The following is a 17,665-nucleotide window of genomic DNA, read 5'->3' as shown; positions in this document are numbered from 1 at the left end:
ATATGCTTGTATGTACAAGTACATAAGTGTGCGTCGATCCTCTTCTCACACCCGACGCATCTGCCCAACGCTGAGGAGTTACCCGTGACTTCAACTACCCCAAAATCGCCTGCCGAGTTCACCCGTCACCGTGATGGTGAGATCCGCGCCGCCCGCGGCACCCAGCTCACTGCCAAAAGCTGGATGACCGAAGCACCCCTGCGGATGCTGATGAACAACCTCGACCCGCAAGTGGCCGAGAACCCGACTGAACTGGTGGTGTATGGCGGTATTGGCCGGGCAGCGCGCAACTGGGAGTGCTACGACAAAATCGTCGAAAGCCTGACCAACCTCAACGATGACGAAACCCTGCTGGTGCAATCGGGCAAGCCGGTCGGCGTGTTCAAAACCCACAGCAACGCGCCACGGGTACTGATCGCCAACTCCAACCTGGTACCGCACTGGGCCACCTGGGAGCACTTCAACGAACTCGACGCCAAGGGCCTGGCCATGTACGGCCAGATGACCGCCGGCAGCTGGATCTACATCGGCAGCCAGGGCATCGTCCAGGGCACCTACGAAACCTTCGTCGAGGCCGGTCGCCAGCACTACAACGGCAGCCTGGTCGGCAAGTGGGTACTGACCGCAGGCCTGGGCGGCATGGGCGGCGCCCAACCACTGGCAGCAACTCTGGCCGGTGCCTGCTCGCTGAACATCGAATGCCAGCAAAGCCGTATCGATTTCCGTCTGGCCACCCGTTATGTCGACGAGCAAGCCGCGGACCTGGATGACGCACTGGCGCGTATTGCCAAATACACCGCTGAAGGCAAAGCGATTTCCATTGCCCTGTGCGGCAACGCTGCTGAACTGCTGCCAGAAATGGTTCGCCGTGGTGTGCGCCCGGACATGGTCACCGACCAGACCAGCGCCCACGACCCGCTGAATGGCTACCTGCCAAAAGGCTGGACCTGGGAGCAGTACCGCGACCGCGCCGTGACCGATCCGGCTGCTGTGGTCAAAGCTGCCAAAGCGTCAATGGGTGAGCACGTTGAAGCGATGCTGGCATTCCAGAAAGCTGGCGTGCCGACCTTCGACTACGGCAACAACATCCGTCAGATGGCTAAAGAAGTTGGCGTAGAAAACGCCTTCGACTTCCCGGGTTTTGTCCCTGCTTATATCCGCCCACTGTTCTGCCGTGGTGTAGGGCCGTTCCGCTGGGTCGCACTGTCGGGGGATGCCGAAGATATCTACAAGACCGATGCCAAGGTCAAAGAGTTGATCGCCGACGACGCTCACCTGCACAACTGGCTGGACATGGCGCGCGAGCGCATCAGCTTCCAGGGGCTGCCGGCACGTATCTGCTGGGTCGGCCTGGGCCAGCGTGCCAAGCTGGGCCTGGCGTTCAACGAAATGGTGCGCAGCGGCGAGCTGAAGGCCCCGATCGTGATCGGCCGCGACCACCTGGACTCCGGCTCGGTATCCAGCCCGAACCGCGAAACCGAAGCCATGCAGGACGGTTCGGATGCTGTGTCCGACTGGCCACTGCTCAATGCCTTGCTCAACACTGCCAGCGGCGCGACCTGGGTGTCGCTGCACCACGGCGGCGGCGTCGGCATGGGCTTCTCCCAGCATTCGGGCATGGTGATCGTGTGTGACGGTACCGACGAAGCGGCTGAGCGCATCGCCCGTGTCCTGCACAACGACCCGGCCACCGGTGTAATGCGTCACGCCGATGCCGGTTACGACATCGCCATCGATTGCGCCAACGAGCAGGGCCTGAACCTGCCGATGATCAACGGCTGACCCACGGGCACGAATCTTGTGGGAGCGGGCTTGCTCGCGATGCAGTCGCCTCGGTGCTTCAGGCCGTACGAGGTGATGCCATCGCGGGCAAGCCCGGCTCCCACAAGGTTACGAACAATTTCTATAATTTCGGTAACACGCGTGAAGGAGTATTAACGTGCTTGAGTTAAACCTGATCCCCGGCCAACTGAGCCTTGCCCAACTGCGTGACATTTATCAGCAGCCGGTTACCCTCAGCCTGGACGCGAGCGCCTCGGCGCAGATCGATGCCAGCGTGGCGTGCGTTGAGCAGATCCTTGCCGAAAACCGCACCACCTACGGTATCAATACAGGTTTTGGCTTGTTGGCTTCGACCAAAATCGCCAGTGAAGACCTGGAAAACCTCCAGCGTTCGCTGGTGCTGTCCCACGCCGCCGGTATCGGCGAACCGATCAGCGATGACCTGGTGCGCCTGATCATGGTGCTCAAGGTCAACAGCCTGAGCCGTGGTTTCTCCGGGATTCGTCGCGTGGTCATCGATGCATTGATCGCCCTGATCAATGCCGAGGTTTACCCGCATATTCCGCTCAAAGGTTCGGTGGGCGCATCGGGCGATCTGGCACCCCTGGCGCATATGTCCCTGGTGCTGCTGGGTGAAGGCAAGGCTCGTTACAAAGGCGAGTGGCTGGATGCCGTCACTGCCTTGAAACAAGCCGGTCTTGAGCCGCTGACCCTGGCTGCCAAGGAAGGCCTGGCCCTGCTTAACGGTACTCAAGTATCGACGGCCTATGCTCTGCGCGGTCTGTTTGAAGGCGAAGACCTGTTTGCCGCTGCGATGGCCTGTGGCGGCCTGACCGTTGAAGCCGTTCTGGGTTCGCGCTCGCCGTTCGACCCACGCATTCATGCTGCCCGCGGCCAACGCGGTCAAATCGACGCGGCGGCGATTTATCGCGATCTGCTGGGCACCAGCAGCGCAGTGTCCGAGTCGCACAAAAACTGCGACAAGGTACAAGACCCGTACTCCTTGCGCTGCCAGCCACAAGTCATGGGCGCCTGCCTGACCCAGTTCCGTCAGGCCGCCGAAGTGCTGGGCATTGAAGCCAACGCAGTGTCGGATAACCCGCTGGTATTTGCCGAACAGGGCGACGTGATCTCTGGCGGTAACTTCCACGCCGAACCAGTGGCGATGGCAGCCGACAACATGGCCCTGGCCATTGCCGAAATCGGTTCGCTGAGTGAGCGTCGCATCTCGTTGATGATGGACAAGCACATGTCGCAACTGCCGCCGTTCCTGGTGGCCAATGGCGGCGTCAACTCCGGTTTCATGATCGCCCAGGTGACGGCTGCGGCCCTGGCCAGCGAGAACAAGGCGTTGTCCCACCCGCATAGCGTGGACAGCATTCCTACATCGGCCAACCAGGAAGACCACGTATCGATGGCGCCTTCTGCGGGCAAGCGTCTGTGGGAAATGGCCGAAAACGTTCGCGGTGTTCTGGCCATCGAATGGCTGGCCGCGTGCCAGGGCCTGGATCTGCGTGATGGCCTGAAAACGTCCGCCAAGCTGGAAATCGCCCGCACCACCCTGCGCAGCAAAGTCGCGCATTATGAAAAAGACCGTTTCTTCGCGCCGGACATCGAAATCGCCATGCAACTGCTGGCGTCCCGTTGCCTGAACGCACTGCTGCCTGCACACGTTCTGCCAAGCCTGTAATCCAAAAAAACGCAGAGGGCCTACGGGCTCTCTGCGTCTCTGTTTTCGCCGACAAAAATAATCAAGGACGCGAAATGCAAAACCAGACTCAAGGTTTGAAACGCGGGCTTTCCGCTCGCCACATCCGTTTCATGGCGCTGGGTTCAGCGATCGGGACGGGTCTTTTCTATGGTTCAGCCGCTGCCATCCAAATGGCTGGACCTGCTGTGCTGCTGGCTTACCTGATTGGTGGCGCGGCGGTCTTCATGGTCATGCGCGCACTGGGCGAAATGGCCGTGCACAATCCGGTGTCCGGTTCCTTCGGTCACTACGCCAGCACCTATCTGGGGCCCATGTCGGGCTTTATTCTCGGCTGGACCTATGCCTTCGAGATGATCATCGTGTGTCTGGCCGATGTCACCGCGTTCGGTATTTACATGGGCTTCTGGTTCCCGGAAGTGGCGCGCTGGATCTGGGTGCTGGGCATCGTGCTGCTGATTGGCGGCCTGAACCTGTGCAGCGTTAAAGTCTTCGGTGAAATGGAGTTCTGGCTGTCGCTGCTCAAGGTTGCCGCCATCGTGGCGATGATCCTGGCCGGCTTCGGCATCATGCTGTTTGGTATTGGCACCTCGGGCAGCTCCGATGCGGTGGCGACCGGCATCAGTAATCTTTGGTCGTTCGGCGGTTTCATGCCCAATGGCGTGGGCGGTTTGATCGCCTCGTTTGCCGTGGTGATGTTTGCCTTTGGCGGTATTGAAATCATTGGTATTACCGCCGGCGAAGCCAAGGATCCGCAGCGTGTGATCCCTAAAGCGATCAACGCGGTGCCGCTGCGCATTCTGCTGTTCTATGTGCTGACTCTGTTTGTACTGATGGCCATTTACCCGTGGACTCAGATCGGCAGCCAGGGCAGCCCGTTTGTGCAGATCTTTGACAGTCTGGGTATCAGCTCGGCGGCCACCATCCTCAATATTGTGGTGATCTCGGCGGCAGTGTCGGCGATCAACAGCGACATCTTCGGTGCAGGCCGCATGATGTACGGGCTGGCCCAGCAAGGGCAGGCGCCCAAGGGCTTTGCCAAAATCTCCAGACACGGCGTGCCGTGGATGACCGTGCTGGTAATGGGCGCCACCTTGCTGGTGGGTGTGGTGCTTAACTACCTGATCCCGGAAAACATCTTTTTGGTAATCGCCTCGATTGCGACCTTTGCCACGGTATGGGTATGGCTGATGATTCTGGTCACCCAGGTGGCCATGCGTCGTTCCATGACCCGTGAACAAGTGGCCGAACTCAAGTTCCCGGTGCCGTTCTGGCCGTATGCGCCGATTGCCGCCATTGTGTTCATGGTGTTTATCTTCGGCGTACTGGGTTACTTCCCTGAGACACAAGCCGCGCTAATGGTAGGTGTGGTCTGGATTCTCATGCTGGTTGTGGCTTATCTGTTGTGGGTAAAACCTGCAGCGGGTCGGGCAATTGAAGTGGCTCCCGAGCTTTCCTGAGTTTTTGATCATTGACGGAGTGACGCGATGAAAACCCTTTGGCAGCACTGCAATGTCGCAACAATGGCCAACGGCACGTACTCGATCATCGAGGATGCCGCCCTCGTCACCCGTGACGGCTACATTGAGTGGCTTGGCCCGCGTCAGCAGTTGCCGACGGGCGAATATGGGCAAACCCACGGCCTTGAAGGCGCGTGGGTAACGCCGGGGCTTATCGATTGCCATACGCACACGGTGTTTGGCGGCAACCGCAGCGGTGAGTTCGAGCAGCGTTTGCAAGGCGTGAGCTATGCCGAAATCGCCGCGGCCGGCGGCGGTATTGCCAGCACTGTGCGTGCGACCCGCGCGGCCAGCGAGGACGAGTTGTTCGACAGTGCCCGTCAGCGTTTGCGGTGTTTGCTGCGCGATGGCGTGACCAGTGTCGAGATCAAGTCCGGTTATGGCCTGAGCCTGGAGAGTGAACGCAAAATTTTGCGGGTGATCCGCCGTCTTGGCGAAGCGTTGCCGGTCACGGTGCGCAGCACCTGCCTGGCCGCCCATGCCTTGCCGGCGGAGTTCAAGGATCGCGCCGATGACTATATCGAGCATATCTGCAACGAGATGCTACCCGCGCTGGCAGCCGAAGGGCTGGTGGACGCTGTGGATGCGTTCTGCGAATACCTGGCGTTCTCACCGGCCCAGGTCGAGCGGGTGTTCAAGGTAGCGCAGCAATTGGGCCTGCCGGTCAAATTGCACGCCGAGCAGCTGTCTTCATTGCATGGCTCCAGCCTGGCGGCGCGCTATCAGGCGCTGTCGGCCGATCATCTGGAATTCATGACCGAAGAAGACGCCATTGCCATGGCCGCCTCCGGTACCGTGGCCGTGCTCTTGCCTGGTGCGTTTTACTTCTTGCGTGAAACCCAGTTGCCGCCGATGGAGGCCCTGCGCAAGCACGGGGTAAAAATCGCCATTGCCAGTGACCTCAACCCGGGAACCTCGCCGGGACTGTCGTTGCGCCTGATGCTGAACATGGCCTGCACCCTGTTCCGTATGACCCCCGAAGAAGCCCTGGCCGGGGTCACCCTGCACGCGGCAACGGCATTGGGCATGGGCGAGACCCACGGCTCGCTTGAGCCCGGCAAGGTGGCCGACTTTGTCGCCTGGAACATTGATCGTCCGGCAGACCTGGCTTATTGGCTGGGCGGTGATCTGGACAAACGCGTCGTGCGTAGCGGCGTTGACGTAACGCTTTAGGAGAAAGCTTGTGGACAAGGTTCTGACATTCAAACAAGGCCGCGTGCCGTTGCTGATCAGCATGCCCCATGCTGGTCTGAAACTGACTCCGGCAGTCAAGGCCGGGCTGATCCCTGAGGCGCAAAGCCTGCCGGACACCGACTGGCATATCCCGCAGCTTTACGACTTTGCCAGCGAGCTGGGTGCCAGCACCCTGGCAGCCGAGTATTCGCGGTTTGTGATTGACCTCAATCGCCCGCAGGACGATGCGCCGATGTATGTGGGCGCCACCACAGGTTTGTTCCCGGCCACGCTGTTTGATGGCGTGCCATTGTTTCGTGAAGGGCTGGTGCCTACGAAAGAGGACCGTGCGACGTACCTGGAGCAGATCTGGAAACCCTATCACCAGACCCTGCAACAGGAACTCAATCGCATGAAAGACGAGTTTGGCTATGCGCTGCTGTTTGATGCGCATTCCATTCGTTCGCAAATCCCTCATCTGTTTGACGGCCGTCTGCCGGACTTCAATCTGGGCACCTTCAATGGTGCCAGTTGCGATCCGACGCTGGCCCGCGATCTTGAAGCCATTTGTGCCGAGCATCCAGCCTACAGTCATGTACTGAACGGACGCTTCAAGGGTGGCCATATCACCCGTCATTACGGCAGTCCGGTGGACAACATCCATGCTGTGCAACTGGAACTGGCCCAGTGCACCTATATGGAAGAGTTCGAGCCGTTCAACTATCGCGAAGACCTTGCGGCACCGACCCGGGTGGTACTCAAGCAATTGTTGGCGCGGATTATTGAGTGGGGCCGGGAACGTTAAGTCAAAAGCCCCTCACCCTAGCCCTCTCCCGGAGGGAGAGGGGACAGAGTGCGCGCGGCCTCAAGAACACCGACAATCAGCCCCCCTCTCCCTACGGGAGAGGGTTGGAGGCGCGCAACCGATCCAAACCCCATCCTTTTAGTAAGGGCATGCTCAATACCTCCAATCGGGTTTATGATGCCTGACGGCAATCTCTTTCGACCCCTCCCTGGAGTGCGTAATGCAGACCTTGTTCCCGCAGATCAAACCCTACGCCCGGCATGAACTGGCGGTCGACGGCCCGCATGTGCTCTACGTTGACGAGAGCGGTTCGCCAGACGGCCTGCCGGTGGTGTTTGTCCACGGCGGGCCGGGGTCGGGTTGCGATGCCAACAGCCGCTGCTATTTCGATCCGGGCCTGTATCGCATCATCACCTTTGATCAGCGCGGCTGTGGTCGCTCGACACCGCACGCCAGCCTGGACAGCAACACCACGTGGGATCTTGTCGCCGATATGGAGCGGATTCGCCTGTACCTGGGCATCGACAAGTGGGTGTTGTTCGGCGGTTCGTGGGGCTCGACCCTGTCACTGGCGTACGCGCAAAGCCATCCAGCGCAAGTACATGGCCTGATTTTGCGTGGGATCTTTCTGGCGCGACCGCAGGAAATCGAATGGTTCTATCAGGCAGGGGCCAGCCGGATTTTCCCCGACTACTGGCAGGACTATATCGCGCCGATCCCTGAGGAAGAGCGTGACGACCTGATGAGTGCCTTTCACAAGCGCCTCACGGGCAACGACCAGATTGCCCAGATGCATGTGGCCAAGGCATGGTCGACCTGGGAAGGCCGCGCCGCCACCCTGCGGCCCAACCCGCAGGTGGTCGAGCGCTTCTGCGACCCGCACCGGGCATTGTCCATTGCCCGTATCGAATGCCACTACTTTATGAACAACGCGTTCCTTGAGCCCAATCAGCTGCTGCGGGACATGCACAAGATTGCCCACCTGCCGGCCGTGATCGTGCATGGCCGCTACGACATGATCTGCCCGCTGGATAACGCCTGGGAGCTGCACCAGGCCTGGCCGGGCAGTGAGCTGCAAATCATCCGTGAAGCCGGGCACGTCGCTTCCGAGCCCGGCATTACCGACGCCCTGGTGCGCGCCACCGAGCAAATGGCCCGTCGTCTGCTCAACTTGCAGCCTGACGAAGCATGAAGGGGCTGTTGCAGCGCGTCAGTGGCGCGCGGGTAGAGGTGGCGGGGGAGATTGTCGGTTCAATCGATCAGGGCTTGCTGGTGCTGGTTGCCGTCGAGCCCGGGGATACCGAAGCCAGCGCCGCCAAGTTGCTGCATAAGCTGCTCAACTATCGGGTATTCAGCGATGCCGAAGGCAAAATGAACCTGTCACTGGCCGATATCGGCGGCGGTTTGCTGCTGGTTTCGCAATTTACCCTGGCGGCAGACACCAAGAGCGGCCTGCGTCCGAGCTTTTCCACGGCAGCACCACCGGCATTGGCCGAGGCGTTGTTCAATCAGCTGCTTGAAGCGGCAAAACGACTTCACCCCAGCGTCGAATCGGGGCGTTTTGGCGCTGATATGCAGGTGCATTTGATCAATGATGGCCCTGTGACATTTTTGTTACAAACCTAAAACCCTGAAAAACCGTGTTTTCGTCTGAAAACAGGGGGTTTTAGCGAGAAATACTTGCTGACAGTAGATGCGTTGTAACGCGGGCTACTAGATAATCCTGCGCTACACAGAGACTAATCCGACACGTCCGGGGAATCATTTATTCCTTTGACGGTCGGAACAGTGCTCGCCAACCTGGCATTTAGATCGCTGGCCGTTGGTTTCATCATCTGTTTTCGGCGAGGTTTGCTCGTGATTGTTAGTCCATTAAATGCACCAAAAATGTCTGCCAAGCGGTTGCGTAACGCACTGGTGACGGGCTCTGCGCTCTTTTGCTTGTTCGGTGCGGGTCAACTGTGGGCATTCAGTCTGGATGACGTGGCGGCTGAGGCTAAAACCCTCGCCGAGCAGAAGTACCAAGCGCCGCGCAGCAATTTGCCAAAGGAATTCCGCGACATGAAGTTCGCGGACTACCAGAAAATCCAGTTCAACCGTGACAAGGCCCAGTGGGCGGGTGACAAAACCCCGTTCAAACTGTCCTTCTATCACCAGGGCATGCATTTCGACACGCCGGTGAAAATCAACGAAGTGACCGCCACCACGGTTGAAGAGATCAAGTACGACCCGAGCCGTTTCGACTTCGGTGACGTCAAGTTCGATCCTAAAGCCACCGAAAACCTCGGTTGGGCGGGTTTCCGCGTGCTGTATCCGATCAACAAGGCGGACAAACAGGACGAGATCATGACCATGCTCGGCGCGAGTTACTTCCGCGTTGTGGGCAAGGGCCAGATCTATGGTCTGTCGGCCCGTGGTATGGCGATCGACACGGCATTGCCGTCGGGCGAAGAGTTCCCGCGCTTCACCGAATTCTGGATCGAAAAACCCAAGCCTAACGACAAGCATCTGGTGATCTTCGCCCTGCTGGACTCGCCACGGGCTACCGGTGCTTACCGCTTTACCCTGCGCCCGGGCGTGGACACGGTAGTGGATGTCAAAGCGCAAATGTTCCTGCGTGACAAGGTCGGCAAGCTGGGCATCGCTCCGCTGACCAGCATGTACCTGTTTGGCGCCAACCAGCCGTCCAAGGTCCTCAACTACCGTCGCGAACTGCACGATTCGTCGGGCCTGGCCATTCACGCCGGTAACGGCGAGTGGATCTGGCGTCCGCTGAACAATCCGAAACACTTGTCGGTAAGCAACTTCGCCGTTGAAAACCCGCGTGGTTTCGGCTTGCTGCAACGTGGCCGGGATTTCAGCCACTACGAAGACCTGGATGACAACTACCATAAGCGTCCAAGTGCGTGGATCGAACCTCAGGGCGACTGGGGCAAGGGCTCGGTTGATCTGGTAGAAATTCCGACTGCTGATGAAACCAACGACAACATTGTTGCTTTCTGGAGCCCGGACACCCTGCCGGAGCCGCTCAAGCCGTTTGATTTCGCTTATCGCCTGCACTGGACCATGGATGAAGCAGCTCTGCACCCGGCCGACAGCGCCTGGGCACAACAGACCCTGCGTTCGACCGGTGACGTCAAGCAATCCAACCTGATCCGCCAACCAGACGGCAGTGTGGCGTATCTGGTGGACTTCGAAGGCCCGTCCCTCAAGGCTCTGCCGGAAAATGCAGCTGTGCGCAGCCAGGTCAGTGTGGGTGACAACGCCGAACTGGTTGAAAACAACGTGCGTTACAACCCTGAAACCAAGGGCTGGCGTTTGACCCTGCGGTTGAAAATCAAAGACCCGAGCAAGGCCACGGAAATGCGTGCAGCGCTGGTCCAGGACGTTGAGCCGGCTGCGGCCGCCAAAGCGGATAAGGCACCTGAGACCAAAGCCGAGAAAGCTGCGGCCAAGGCACAGGACAAGAAAGACCACGCAGCCAAGGACGCCAAGGCGCCTGAAGCGACCCCAGCCACTCCGGAGCCGGTCAAGACTGAAAAAGTGCTGACCGAGACCTGGAGCTACCAGTTGCCAGCCGATGAGTAATGCTCAGCCCCACCCGGCCTCGCTCAGCGAGTACCTGGCGCATTTACCACTGAGCGATGAGCAGCGCGCGGAACTGGCGAACTGCTCCTCGTTCGCCGAGTTGCATGCGCGCTTGTCGGCGCAGAGCGACGTGGATGCTGCCGAGGCCGCTCAGGCTTCGGTGGGCACGCGTCTGAACCTGACTTCGGCGGCTGAACTTGAGGAAGCAGAAATGCTCGCCCTCGACGCCAGCGGCCGGGTCATGCTCAAGGCTACGCCGCCGATTCGCCGTACCAAGGTAGTGCCAGAGCCATGGCGCACCAATATCCTGGTGCGTGGCTGGCGGCGCCTGACCGGGCGCAGCAACCCGCCCAAGCCGGAAATCGACGAACGCGTCCTGCCCAAGGCCCGCTGGCGTACGGTGGGTTCGATCCGCCGCTACATCCTGCTGGTGTTGATGCTCGGCCAGACCATCGTTGCGGGCTGGTACATGAAAGGCATCATGCCGTACCAGGGCTGGTCGTTCGTTGACCTTGAAGAAGTATTGCACCAGCCGTTGATGCAAACGGCCCAGCAAGTGCTGCCCTATGCCCTGCAAACCAGCATCCTGATCCTGTTCGGGATTCTGTTCTGTTGGGTGTCGGCGGGTTTCTGGACCGCCCTGATGGGCTTTCTGGAACTGCTGACCGGGCACGACAAATACCGTATTTCCGGCGCCAGCGCCGGTAATGAACCGATCCCGGAACAAGCGCGTACCGCGCTGGTGATGCCGATCTGCAACGAAGACGTCACCCGTGTATTCGCGGGTTTGCGCGCGACTTACGAGTCGGTGGCCGCCACCGGCGACCTGGACCGCTTCGACTTCTTCGTCCTCAGTGACAGCAACGACCCCGATATCTGCGTTGCCGAGCAACAGGCCTGGCTGGATGTATGCCGCGAAACCGAAGGCTTCGGGCGGATCTTCTACCGCCGTCGCCGTCGCCGTGTAAAACGTAAAAGCGGCAACCTCGACGACTTCTGCCGTCGCTGGGGCGGTGATTACAAGTACATGGTGGTGCTCGACGCAGACAGCGTGATGAGCGGTGAGTGCCTGACCAGCCTGGTACGCCTGATGGAAGCTACGCCGGACGCCGGTATCATCCAGACCGCGCCACGAGCCTCGGGCATGGACACGCTGTATGCGCGCATGCAGCAGTTCGCCACCCGTGTGTACGGCCCGCTGTTTACCGCCGGCTTGCACTTCTGGCAGTTGGGTGAATCCCACTACTGGGGTCACAACGCAATTATCCGCATGAAGCCGTTTATCGAGCACTGCGCTCTGGCGCCGCTGCCGGGTAAAGGCGCTTTTGCGGGCGCGATCCTGTCCCACGACTTCGTGGAAGCCGCGTTGATGCGCCGTGCCGGTTGGGGTGTGTGGATTGCCTACGACTTGCCGGGCAGCTATGAAGAGTTGCCGCCTAACCTGCTGGATGAACTCAAGCGTGACCGTCGCTGGTGCCACGGTAACCTGATGAACTTCCGCCTGTTTCTGGTCAAGGGTATGCACCCGGTGCACCGTGCGGTGTTTCTGACGGGGGTGATGTCGTACCTGTCGGCACCGTTGTGGTTCTTCTTCCTGCTGTTGTCGACGGCCCTGCTGGCGGTCAACACGCTGATGGAGCCACAGTACTTCCTGGAACCACGGCAGTTGTACCCGTTGTGGCCACAGTGGCACCCGGAAAAAGCCGTGGCGCTGTTTTCCACCACCATCGTCTTGTTGTTCCTGCCCAAGCTGCTGAGCATCATTCTGATCTGGGCCAAGGGTGCCAAAGAGTTCGGTGGCAAGTTCAAAGTAACGCTGTCGATGCTGCTTGAGATGCTCTTCTCGGTGCTGCTGGCACCGGTGCGCATGATCTTCCACACCCGCTTTGTACTGGCCGCGTTTCTGGGCTGGGCGGCGACCTGGAACTCGCCACAGCGTGACGACGACTCCACGCCGTGGAGCGAAGCCGTACGCCGTCATGGCCCGCAAACCCTGCTGGGTGCTGCATGGGCTGCATTGGTGCTGTGGTTGAACCCGAGCTTTTTGTGGTGGCTGGTACCGATTGTCGGTTCACTGATGTTGTCGATCCCGGTTTCCGTGATCTCCAGTCGGGTGAAACTGGGCCTCAAGACCCGTGACGAAAGCTTGTTCCTGATTCCTGAGGAATATGCGCCGCCCCGTGAGTTGTCGGCTACCGCCGAATACACCCATGAAAATCGCTACCATGCGCTGAATGACGGTTTTGTCCGAGCCGTGGTTGATCCGCAGCAGAACGCATTGGCCTGTGCTTTGGCGACCTCGCGTCACCGGGAAGCCGAGCCGATTGAGTGGTTGCGTACCGAGCGTGTGCGTCATGCACTCAAAGTCGGTCCAGAGGGCGTTACCAACAACGAGCGCATGCAGTTGTTGAGCGACCCGGTTGCCCTTGCACGCCTGCATGCGCTGGTGTGGAGCGAGGGGCACGAAGGCTGGCTGAACGCCTGGCGTGAGTCGGTTGCTGCCGACCCTCACGCACCGCTGTTGCCGTTGCAGCCTGCTGCTTGATCCTTCGTGAGCAACCCGTTTCCGCTTTAAGTGGGAGCGGGCTTGCTCGCGATTGCATCACCTCGTAATACCTGTTGCACCGCGTCGCTTGTATCGCGAGCAAGCCCGCTCCCACAGTGACTGTATCCCCCGGCCATTGGCCTTTTCTGTTTCAAAACTCGTCTCACAACCCTCAGTGAGTTAGCATCCGTTTTCGAATGGGTGAGTGCCCGGCTTTATTGGCTTTGTGCTTCAAGCCAGCCGCAGGCCAACACCTTAATTGAGTAGGTGAGGGGGAGTTGATGATGAAGAAGTTTGTCTCGAAACTGCTGTGCGGTGTCACTGCACTGCTGGCGATCAGCGCAGCCCATGCAGGCGCAATTGATGATGCGGTCAAGCGTGGCACCTTAAAGGTGGGCATGGACCCTACCTACATGCCCTTTGAAATGACCAACAAGCGTGGCCAGATCATTGGCTTCGAAGTTGACCTGCTCAAAGCGATGGCCAAGTCCATGGGTGTCAAGCTGGAGCTGGTGTCTACCGGTTACGACGGCATCATCCCGGCCCTGATGACCAACAAGTTCGACATGATCGGCAGCGGCATGACCCTGACCCAGGAGCGCAACTTGCGCCTGAACTTCAGCGAACCCTTCATTGTTGTGGGCCAAACCCTGCTGGTACGCAAGGAACTGGCTGACAAGATCAAGTCCTACAAAGACCTCAACGACCCGCAATACCGCCTGACCTCGAAAATCGGCACCACCGGCGAAATGATCGCCCGCAAGCTGATGTCCAAAGCCCAGTACCACGGCTACGACAACGAGCCTGAAGGTGTGCTGGACGTGGTTAACGGTAAGGCTGATGCCTTTGTATACGACGCGCCTTACAACGTTGTAGCCGTCAACAAGTTCGGTAACGGCAAACTGGTGTTCCTTGACCAGCCATTCACCTACGAGCCACTGGCCTTCGGTCTGAAGAAGGGTGACTACGACAGCATCAACTTCATCAACAACTTCCTGCACCAGATCCACGAAGACGGCACTTACGATCGCATCCATGACAAGTGGTTCAAAGACACCGCCTGGCTCAAGGACATGGAATAAGGCTGATTGAATCATCGCGGGCTTGCCCGCGATGACGGCCTCCCTAGCGATACAAGACGTGGAACCTGAAAGTGATCAAACAAAAAAAAGCCCAGTGGCCCTGGCACGTATTGACCGTGCTGGTGCTCATCGGCCTGGCGGGGGCTTTGTATTACGCCACCTCGCTGATGTCTTACGAATGGCGCTGGAACCGCGTCCCCCAGTATTTCGCTTATCAGGCCGAAGAAGCCCAGCGGGCTGCTGAGCACTCGACCATCATCGAACTGGTACGCAAGGGCGACACTGCCGAAGTGCTGCTGCGCGGTGATGATGGCAATGAACAACGGGTGAGCGTTGCCGGCAATAGCCTGCAACTGGCCGAAGGTGACGAAGTCGACGAAGGCGATGTGATCGGCGTCAACCGCCACTGGGCTGCGGGGCCGCTGCTGTGGGGCCTGTGGACGACCGTCTGGCTGTCGCTGGTGTCTGGCGTACTGGGCTTGATTATCGGGCTGGTTACGGGCCTGTGCCGGCTGTCGAACAACCCGACCCTGCGCGACCTCTCGACGCTGTACGTCGAACTGGTCCGTGGCACGCCGTTGCTGGTGCAGATTTTTATCTTCTACTTCTTTATCGGCACCGTACTCAACCTGTCCCGCGAATTTGCCGGTATTGCCGCGCTGTCGCTGTTCACCGGTGCGTATGTGGCTGAAATCATCCGCTCGGGCGTGCAGTCCATTGCTCGCGGGCAAAACGAAGCGGCCCGCTCGCTGGGCCTCAACGGCAGCCAGTCGATGCGCTATGTGGTGTTGCCGCAGGCGTTCAAGCGGGTGCTGCCGCCATTGGCCGGGCAATTTATCAGCCTGGTCAAGGACACTTCGCTGGTGTCGGTGATTGCCATTACCGAACTGCTCAAAAGCGGTCGGGAAGTCATCACTACCTCGTTTTCGCCGTTCGAAATCCTGTTCTGCGTAGCGGGCCTGTACCTGTTGATCAACCTGCCGCTGTCGCATTTCGCCAGCCGGCTTGAGCGGAGGCTCGCGCAAAGTGATTGAAGTTCGCGAACTGGTAAAAGTCTTCGACACCCGCGGCCATATCGTGCGCGCCGTGGACAACGTCAGCACCACCGTCGCCCAGGGCGAAGTGCTGGTGGTGATTGGCCCGTCGGGTTCCGGCAAGTCGACTTTCCTGCGCTGCCTCAACGGCCTGGAAGACTTCGACTCGGGCTCCGTCAGCATCGACGGCCTGGATCTGGCCAACCCCAAGACCGACGTGAACGCCTACCGGCGTGAAGTCGGCATGGTGTTCCAGCATTTCAACCTGTTTCCGCACATGACCGTGCTGGAAAACCTGTGCCTGGCGCAGAAGGTTGTGCGCAAGCGTGGCAAGACCGAGCGCGAAGCCAAGGCCCGGGCATTGCTGGACAAGGTCGGGATCGGGCAAAAAGCCAATGAGTACCCGTCACGTCTCTCGGGTGGCCAGCAACAGCGTGTGGCAATTGCCCGTGCGCTGGCGATGGAACCCAAGGTGATGTTGTTTGACGAGCCGACTTCGGCGCTCGACCCGGAGATGGTCGGCGAAGTGCTGGACGTGATGAAGACCCTGGCCCGCGAAGGCATGACCATGGTCTGCGTGACCCACGAAATGGGCTTTGCCCGTGAAGTGGCGAACCGCGTGCTGTTCTTCGACCACGGCAAGTTACTGGAAGATTCCGCCCCGGAAGATTTCTTCACCTCGCCCAAAGACCTGCGCGCCCAGGCGTTTTTGCGTCAGGTGCTTTAAGAGCAGGGCCTGCCTGCTTTTGTGGGAGCGGGCTTGCCCGCTCCCACAGGGGCAGAGGTTTCTAGACCTTGAACCGCCCCACCAGTGTCTGCAAATGCGTACCCAGGCGCGCCAGTTCAACGCTGGAGGCTGCTGTCTCTTCGCTGGCGGCGGCGGTTTGCTCAGACACATCACGCACATTCAATACACTGCGGTTGATTTCCTCCGCCACCGCACTCTGCTGTTCGGCGGCTGCGGCAATCTGCTGGTTCATGCCCTGAATCGTAGACACCGTGCGGGTAATATTGCCCAGTGATTCGCCTGCTCGACGGGTCAGCTCAACGCTGTTGTCAGTCAGGGCGCGGCTGCTGTCCATGCTGCTGGAGACCTGCTGGGTGCCGCTTTGCAGCCCGGCAATCAACTCTTCGATCTCTTCCGTGGATTTTTGCGTGCGCTGCGCCAGGCTGCGTACCTCATCGGCCACCACGGCAAAGCCGCGACCGGCTTCGCCCGCCCGTGCCGCTTCAATCGCCGCGTTGAGCGCCAGCAGGTTGGTTTGCTGGGCCACGGACTTGATCACGTCAAGCACACTGCCGATCTTGTCGCTTTCGCGCTTGAGATGGCCCATGGCGTCGGTGGAGTGGCCGACTTCGATGGCCAGCTTCTCAATCTGGGCCAGGGCCTGCGCGACCACTGTGTCGCCTTCACGCGCCTGCTGGTCGGCCGCGAGCGCAGCCTCGGAAGCTTCTTCGGCATTACGCGCCACTTCCTGCACGGTTGCCGCCATTTCGTGCATGGCGGTAGCGACCTGATCGGTCTCGACCTTCTGGTTGTTGACCCCGGCGCTGGTTTGCTCGGTGACCGCCGAGAGTTCTTCGGCGGCACTGGCGATTTGCGTTATGCCGTCGCTGATACCGCCAATCAACTCCCGCAGGCCGGCAGTCATGCGCTGTATGGCTTGCTGTAGCTGGCCCAGCTCGTCGCGGCGGTCGGTCGGGTAGTCGTGGGTCAGGTCGCCTGCTGCAATGCGCTCAACGGTTTTGAGGGTGCGTTGCAGCGGTATGACTATCTGGCGGGTAATAACCCAGGCAGCAATGATGCCCAGTACCAGTGCCAGCAGTGTGCAGCCGATCAGCAGGTTGGTAGCCTGGCGGCTTTCGTTGTTGCGTTTGGTGGCCTGCAGGGTCGAGAGCTTCTGGCTTTGCTCGATCAGGACATTGCCCTGCTGGTGCATGCGTTCAACGGCTTGATCACTGGCCTGGGTGCCCTGGATAAGGTCGGCGAAGGCACGTTTGTACTCCGCCACGGCGTTGAGCTGCTGCTCAACCAGGGCCAGGTCGTCGGGAGAGGTCAGCTGTTTGCGCGACAACGCCAGTGCGTTGTCCAGTTCGCTCAGTTGGTTGGTAACGCCGGCAAGTGCGCTTTCCCCGGGCTGGCGTTCATATTCGAGGCGTGCAATACGCAGGTCTTTGGTCAGGCTGATGATTTTCGAAATGTTGGCCAGCTTGTCGCCCCGGTCGATCACCGAGACCAGGCCGTTCCAGCCCGTGCCGGCAATCAGCAGGGTCAGCACCAGCACCAGGCCGAAGCCCAGGCAGAGTTTGCGGTTGACGCTGATATTGCCCAGCAGTTGGGCCAGCTGACGGTACATGGTGATACTCCTTGGAGGGGTATCAGGTCATCGGCGTCGTGGCCCGGAACTGAAGGACAGTTGCCGTTAGT

13 protein-coding genes are annotated in these 17,665 nt (G+C 59.7%); 12 read left to right on the top strand and 1 reads right to left on the bottom strand.

Going from position 1 to position 17,665, the window contains the following annotated elements:
- Positions 1–84 precede the first annotated feature (84 nt).
- The 12 genes from hutU (at position 85) to ACP7BE_RS20000 (ending at position 15,964) form a co-directional block, all read left to right on the top strand.
- The gene (gene hutU, locus ACP7BE_RS20055; RefSeq protein WP_095000817.1) at positions 85–1,782 is read left to right on the top strand and encodes a urocanate hydratase; all 1,698 of its coding nucleotides are present in this window, start codon (positions 85–87) and stop codon (positions 1,780–1,782) included.
- 157 nt (positions 1,783–1,939) lie between these two features.
- Positions 1,940–3,472 (top strand): histidine ammonia-lyase, encoded by a 1,533-nt coding sequence (gene hutH / locus ACP7BE_RS20050; RefSeq protein ID WP_095000818.1) that lies wholly within the window; start codon positions 1,940–1,942, stop codon positions 3,470–3,472.
- Positions 3,473–3,546: 74 nt separating this feature from the next.
- Positions 3,547–4,950, top strand: a complete 1,404-nt coding sequence (locus tag ACP7BE_RS20045) for an amino acid permease (protein ID WP_095017738.1) — start codon at positions 3,547–3,549, stop codon at positions 4,948–4,950.
- Between the two features lie 27 nt (positions 4,951–4,977).
- Positions 4,978–6,183: an imidazolonepropionase gene (hutI, locus tag ACP7BE_RS20040; RefSeq protein WP_426107008.1), complete on the top strand. Its 1,206-nt coding sequence runs from the start codon at positions 4,978–4,980 to the stop codon at positions 6,181–6,183.
- Positions 6,184–6,193: 10 nt separating this feature from the next.
- Entirely contained in the window at positions 6,194–6,988 is a 795-nt protein-coding gene (gene hutG / locus ACP7BE_RS20035) for an N-formylglutamate deformylase (protein WP_095026351.1), read from the top strand.
- A gap of 220 nt (positions 6,989–7,208) precedes the next feature.
- On the top strand, positions 7,209–8,180 hold the full coding sequence (gene pip, locus ACP7BE_RS20030) for a prolyl aminopeptidase (protein ID WP_095000822.1): 972 nt from the start codon (positions 7,209–7,211) through the stop codon (positions 8,178–8,180).
- Positions 8,177–8,614 (top strand): D-aminoacyl-tRNA deacylase, encoded by a 438-nt coding sequence (dtd, locus tag ACP7BE_RS20025; RefSeq protein ID WP_095000823.1) that lies wholly within the window; start codon positions 8,177–8,179, stop codon positions 8,612–8,614. The genes pip and dtd overlap by 4 nt, the downstream gene beginning before the upstream one ends.
- Before the next feature lie 231 nt (positions 8,615–8,845).
- Positions 8,846–10,576: a glucan biosynthesis protein G gene (locus ACP7BE_RS20020; RefSeq protein WP_095001089.1), complete on the top strand. Its 1,731-nt coding sequence runs from the start codon at positions 8,846–8,848 to the stop codon at positions 10,574–10,576.
- Positions 10,569–13,121 (top strand): glucans biosynthesis glucosyltransferase MdoH, encoded by a 2,553-nt coding sequence (gene mdoH, locus ACP7BE_RS20015; protein WP_095000824.1) that lies wholly within the window; start codon positions 10,569–10,571, stop codon positions 13,119–13,121. Before ACP7BE_RS20020 ends, mdoH begins: the two co-directional genes overlap by 8 nt.
- Positions 13,122–13,405: 284 nt before the next feature.
- Positions 13,406–14,203: a transporter substrate-binding domain-containing protein gene (locus tag ACP7BE_RS20010; protein WP_016783160.1), complete on the top strand. Its 798-nt coding sequence runs from the start codon at positions 13,406–13,408 to the stop codon at positions 14,201–14,203.
- A 74-nt stretch (positions 14,204–14,277) separates the two neighbouring features.
- On the top strand, positions 14,278–15,237 hold the full coding sequence (locus ACP7BE_RS20005) for an amino acid ABC transporter permease (RefSeq protein ID WP_370688616.1): 960 nt from the start codon (positions 14,278–14,280) through the stop codon (positions 15,235–15,237).
- Positions 15,230–15,964, top strand: coding sequence for an amino acid ABC transporter ATP-binding protein (locus ACP7BE_RS20000; RefSeq protein WP_095000826.1), 735 nt, complete (start codon positions 15,230–15,232; stop codon positions 15,962–15,964). Before ACP7BE_RS20005 ends, ACP7BE_RS20000 begins: the two co-directional genes overlap by 8 nt.
- Before the next feature lie 61 nt (positions 15,965–16,025).
- On the opposite strand, the gene ACP7BE_RS19995 is transcribed toward ACP7BE_RS20000, so the two are convergent.
- Positions 16,026–17,594, bottom strand: a complete 1,569-nt coding sequence (locus tag ACP7BE_RS19995) for a methyl-accepting chemotaxis protein (RefSeq protein WP_426107004.1) — start codon at positions 17,592–17,594, stop codon at positions 16,026–16,028.
- Positions 17,595–17,665 lie beyond the last annotated feature (71 nt).

The organism is Pseudomonas sp. TWR1-1-3, from assembly GCF_049896805.1.
In the GTDB taxonomy this organism is placed as follows: domain Bacteria; phylum Pseudomonadota; class Gammaproteobacteria; order Pseudomonadales; family Pseudomonadaceae; genus Aquipseudomonas; species Aquipseudomonas bubulae.
Note: the sequence above shows the minus strand (reverse complement) of the source record. Positions and strands in the feature narration are given on the sequence as shown.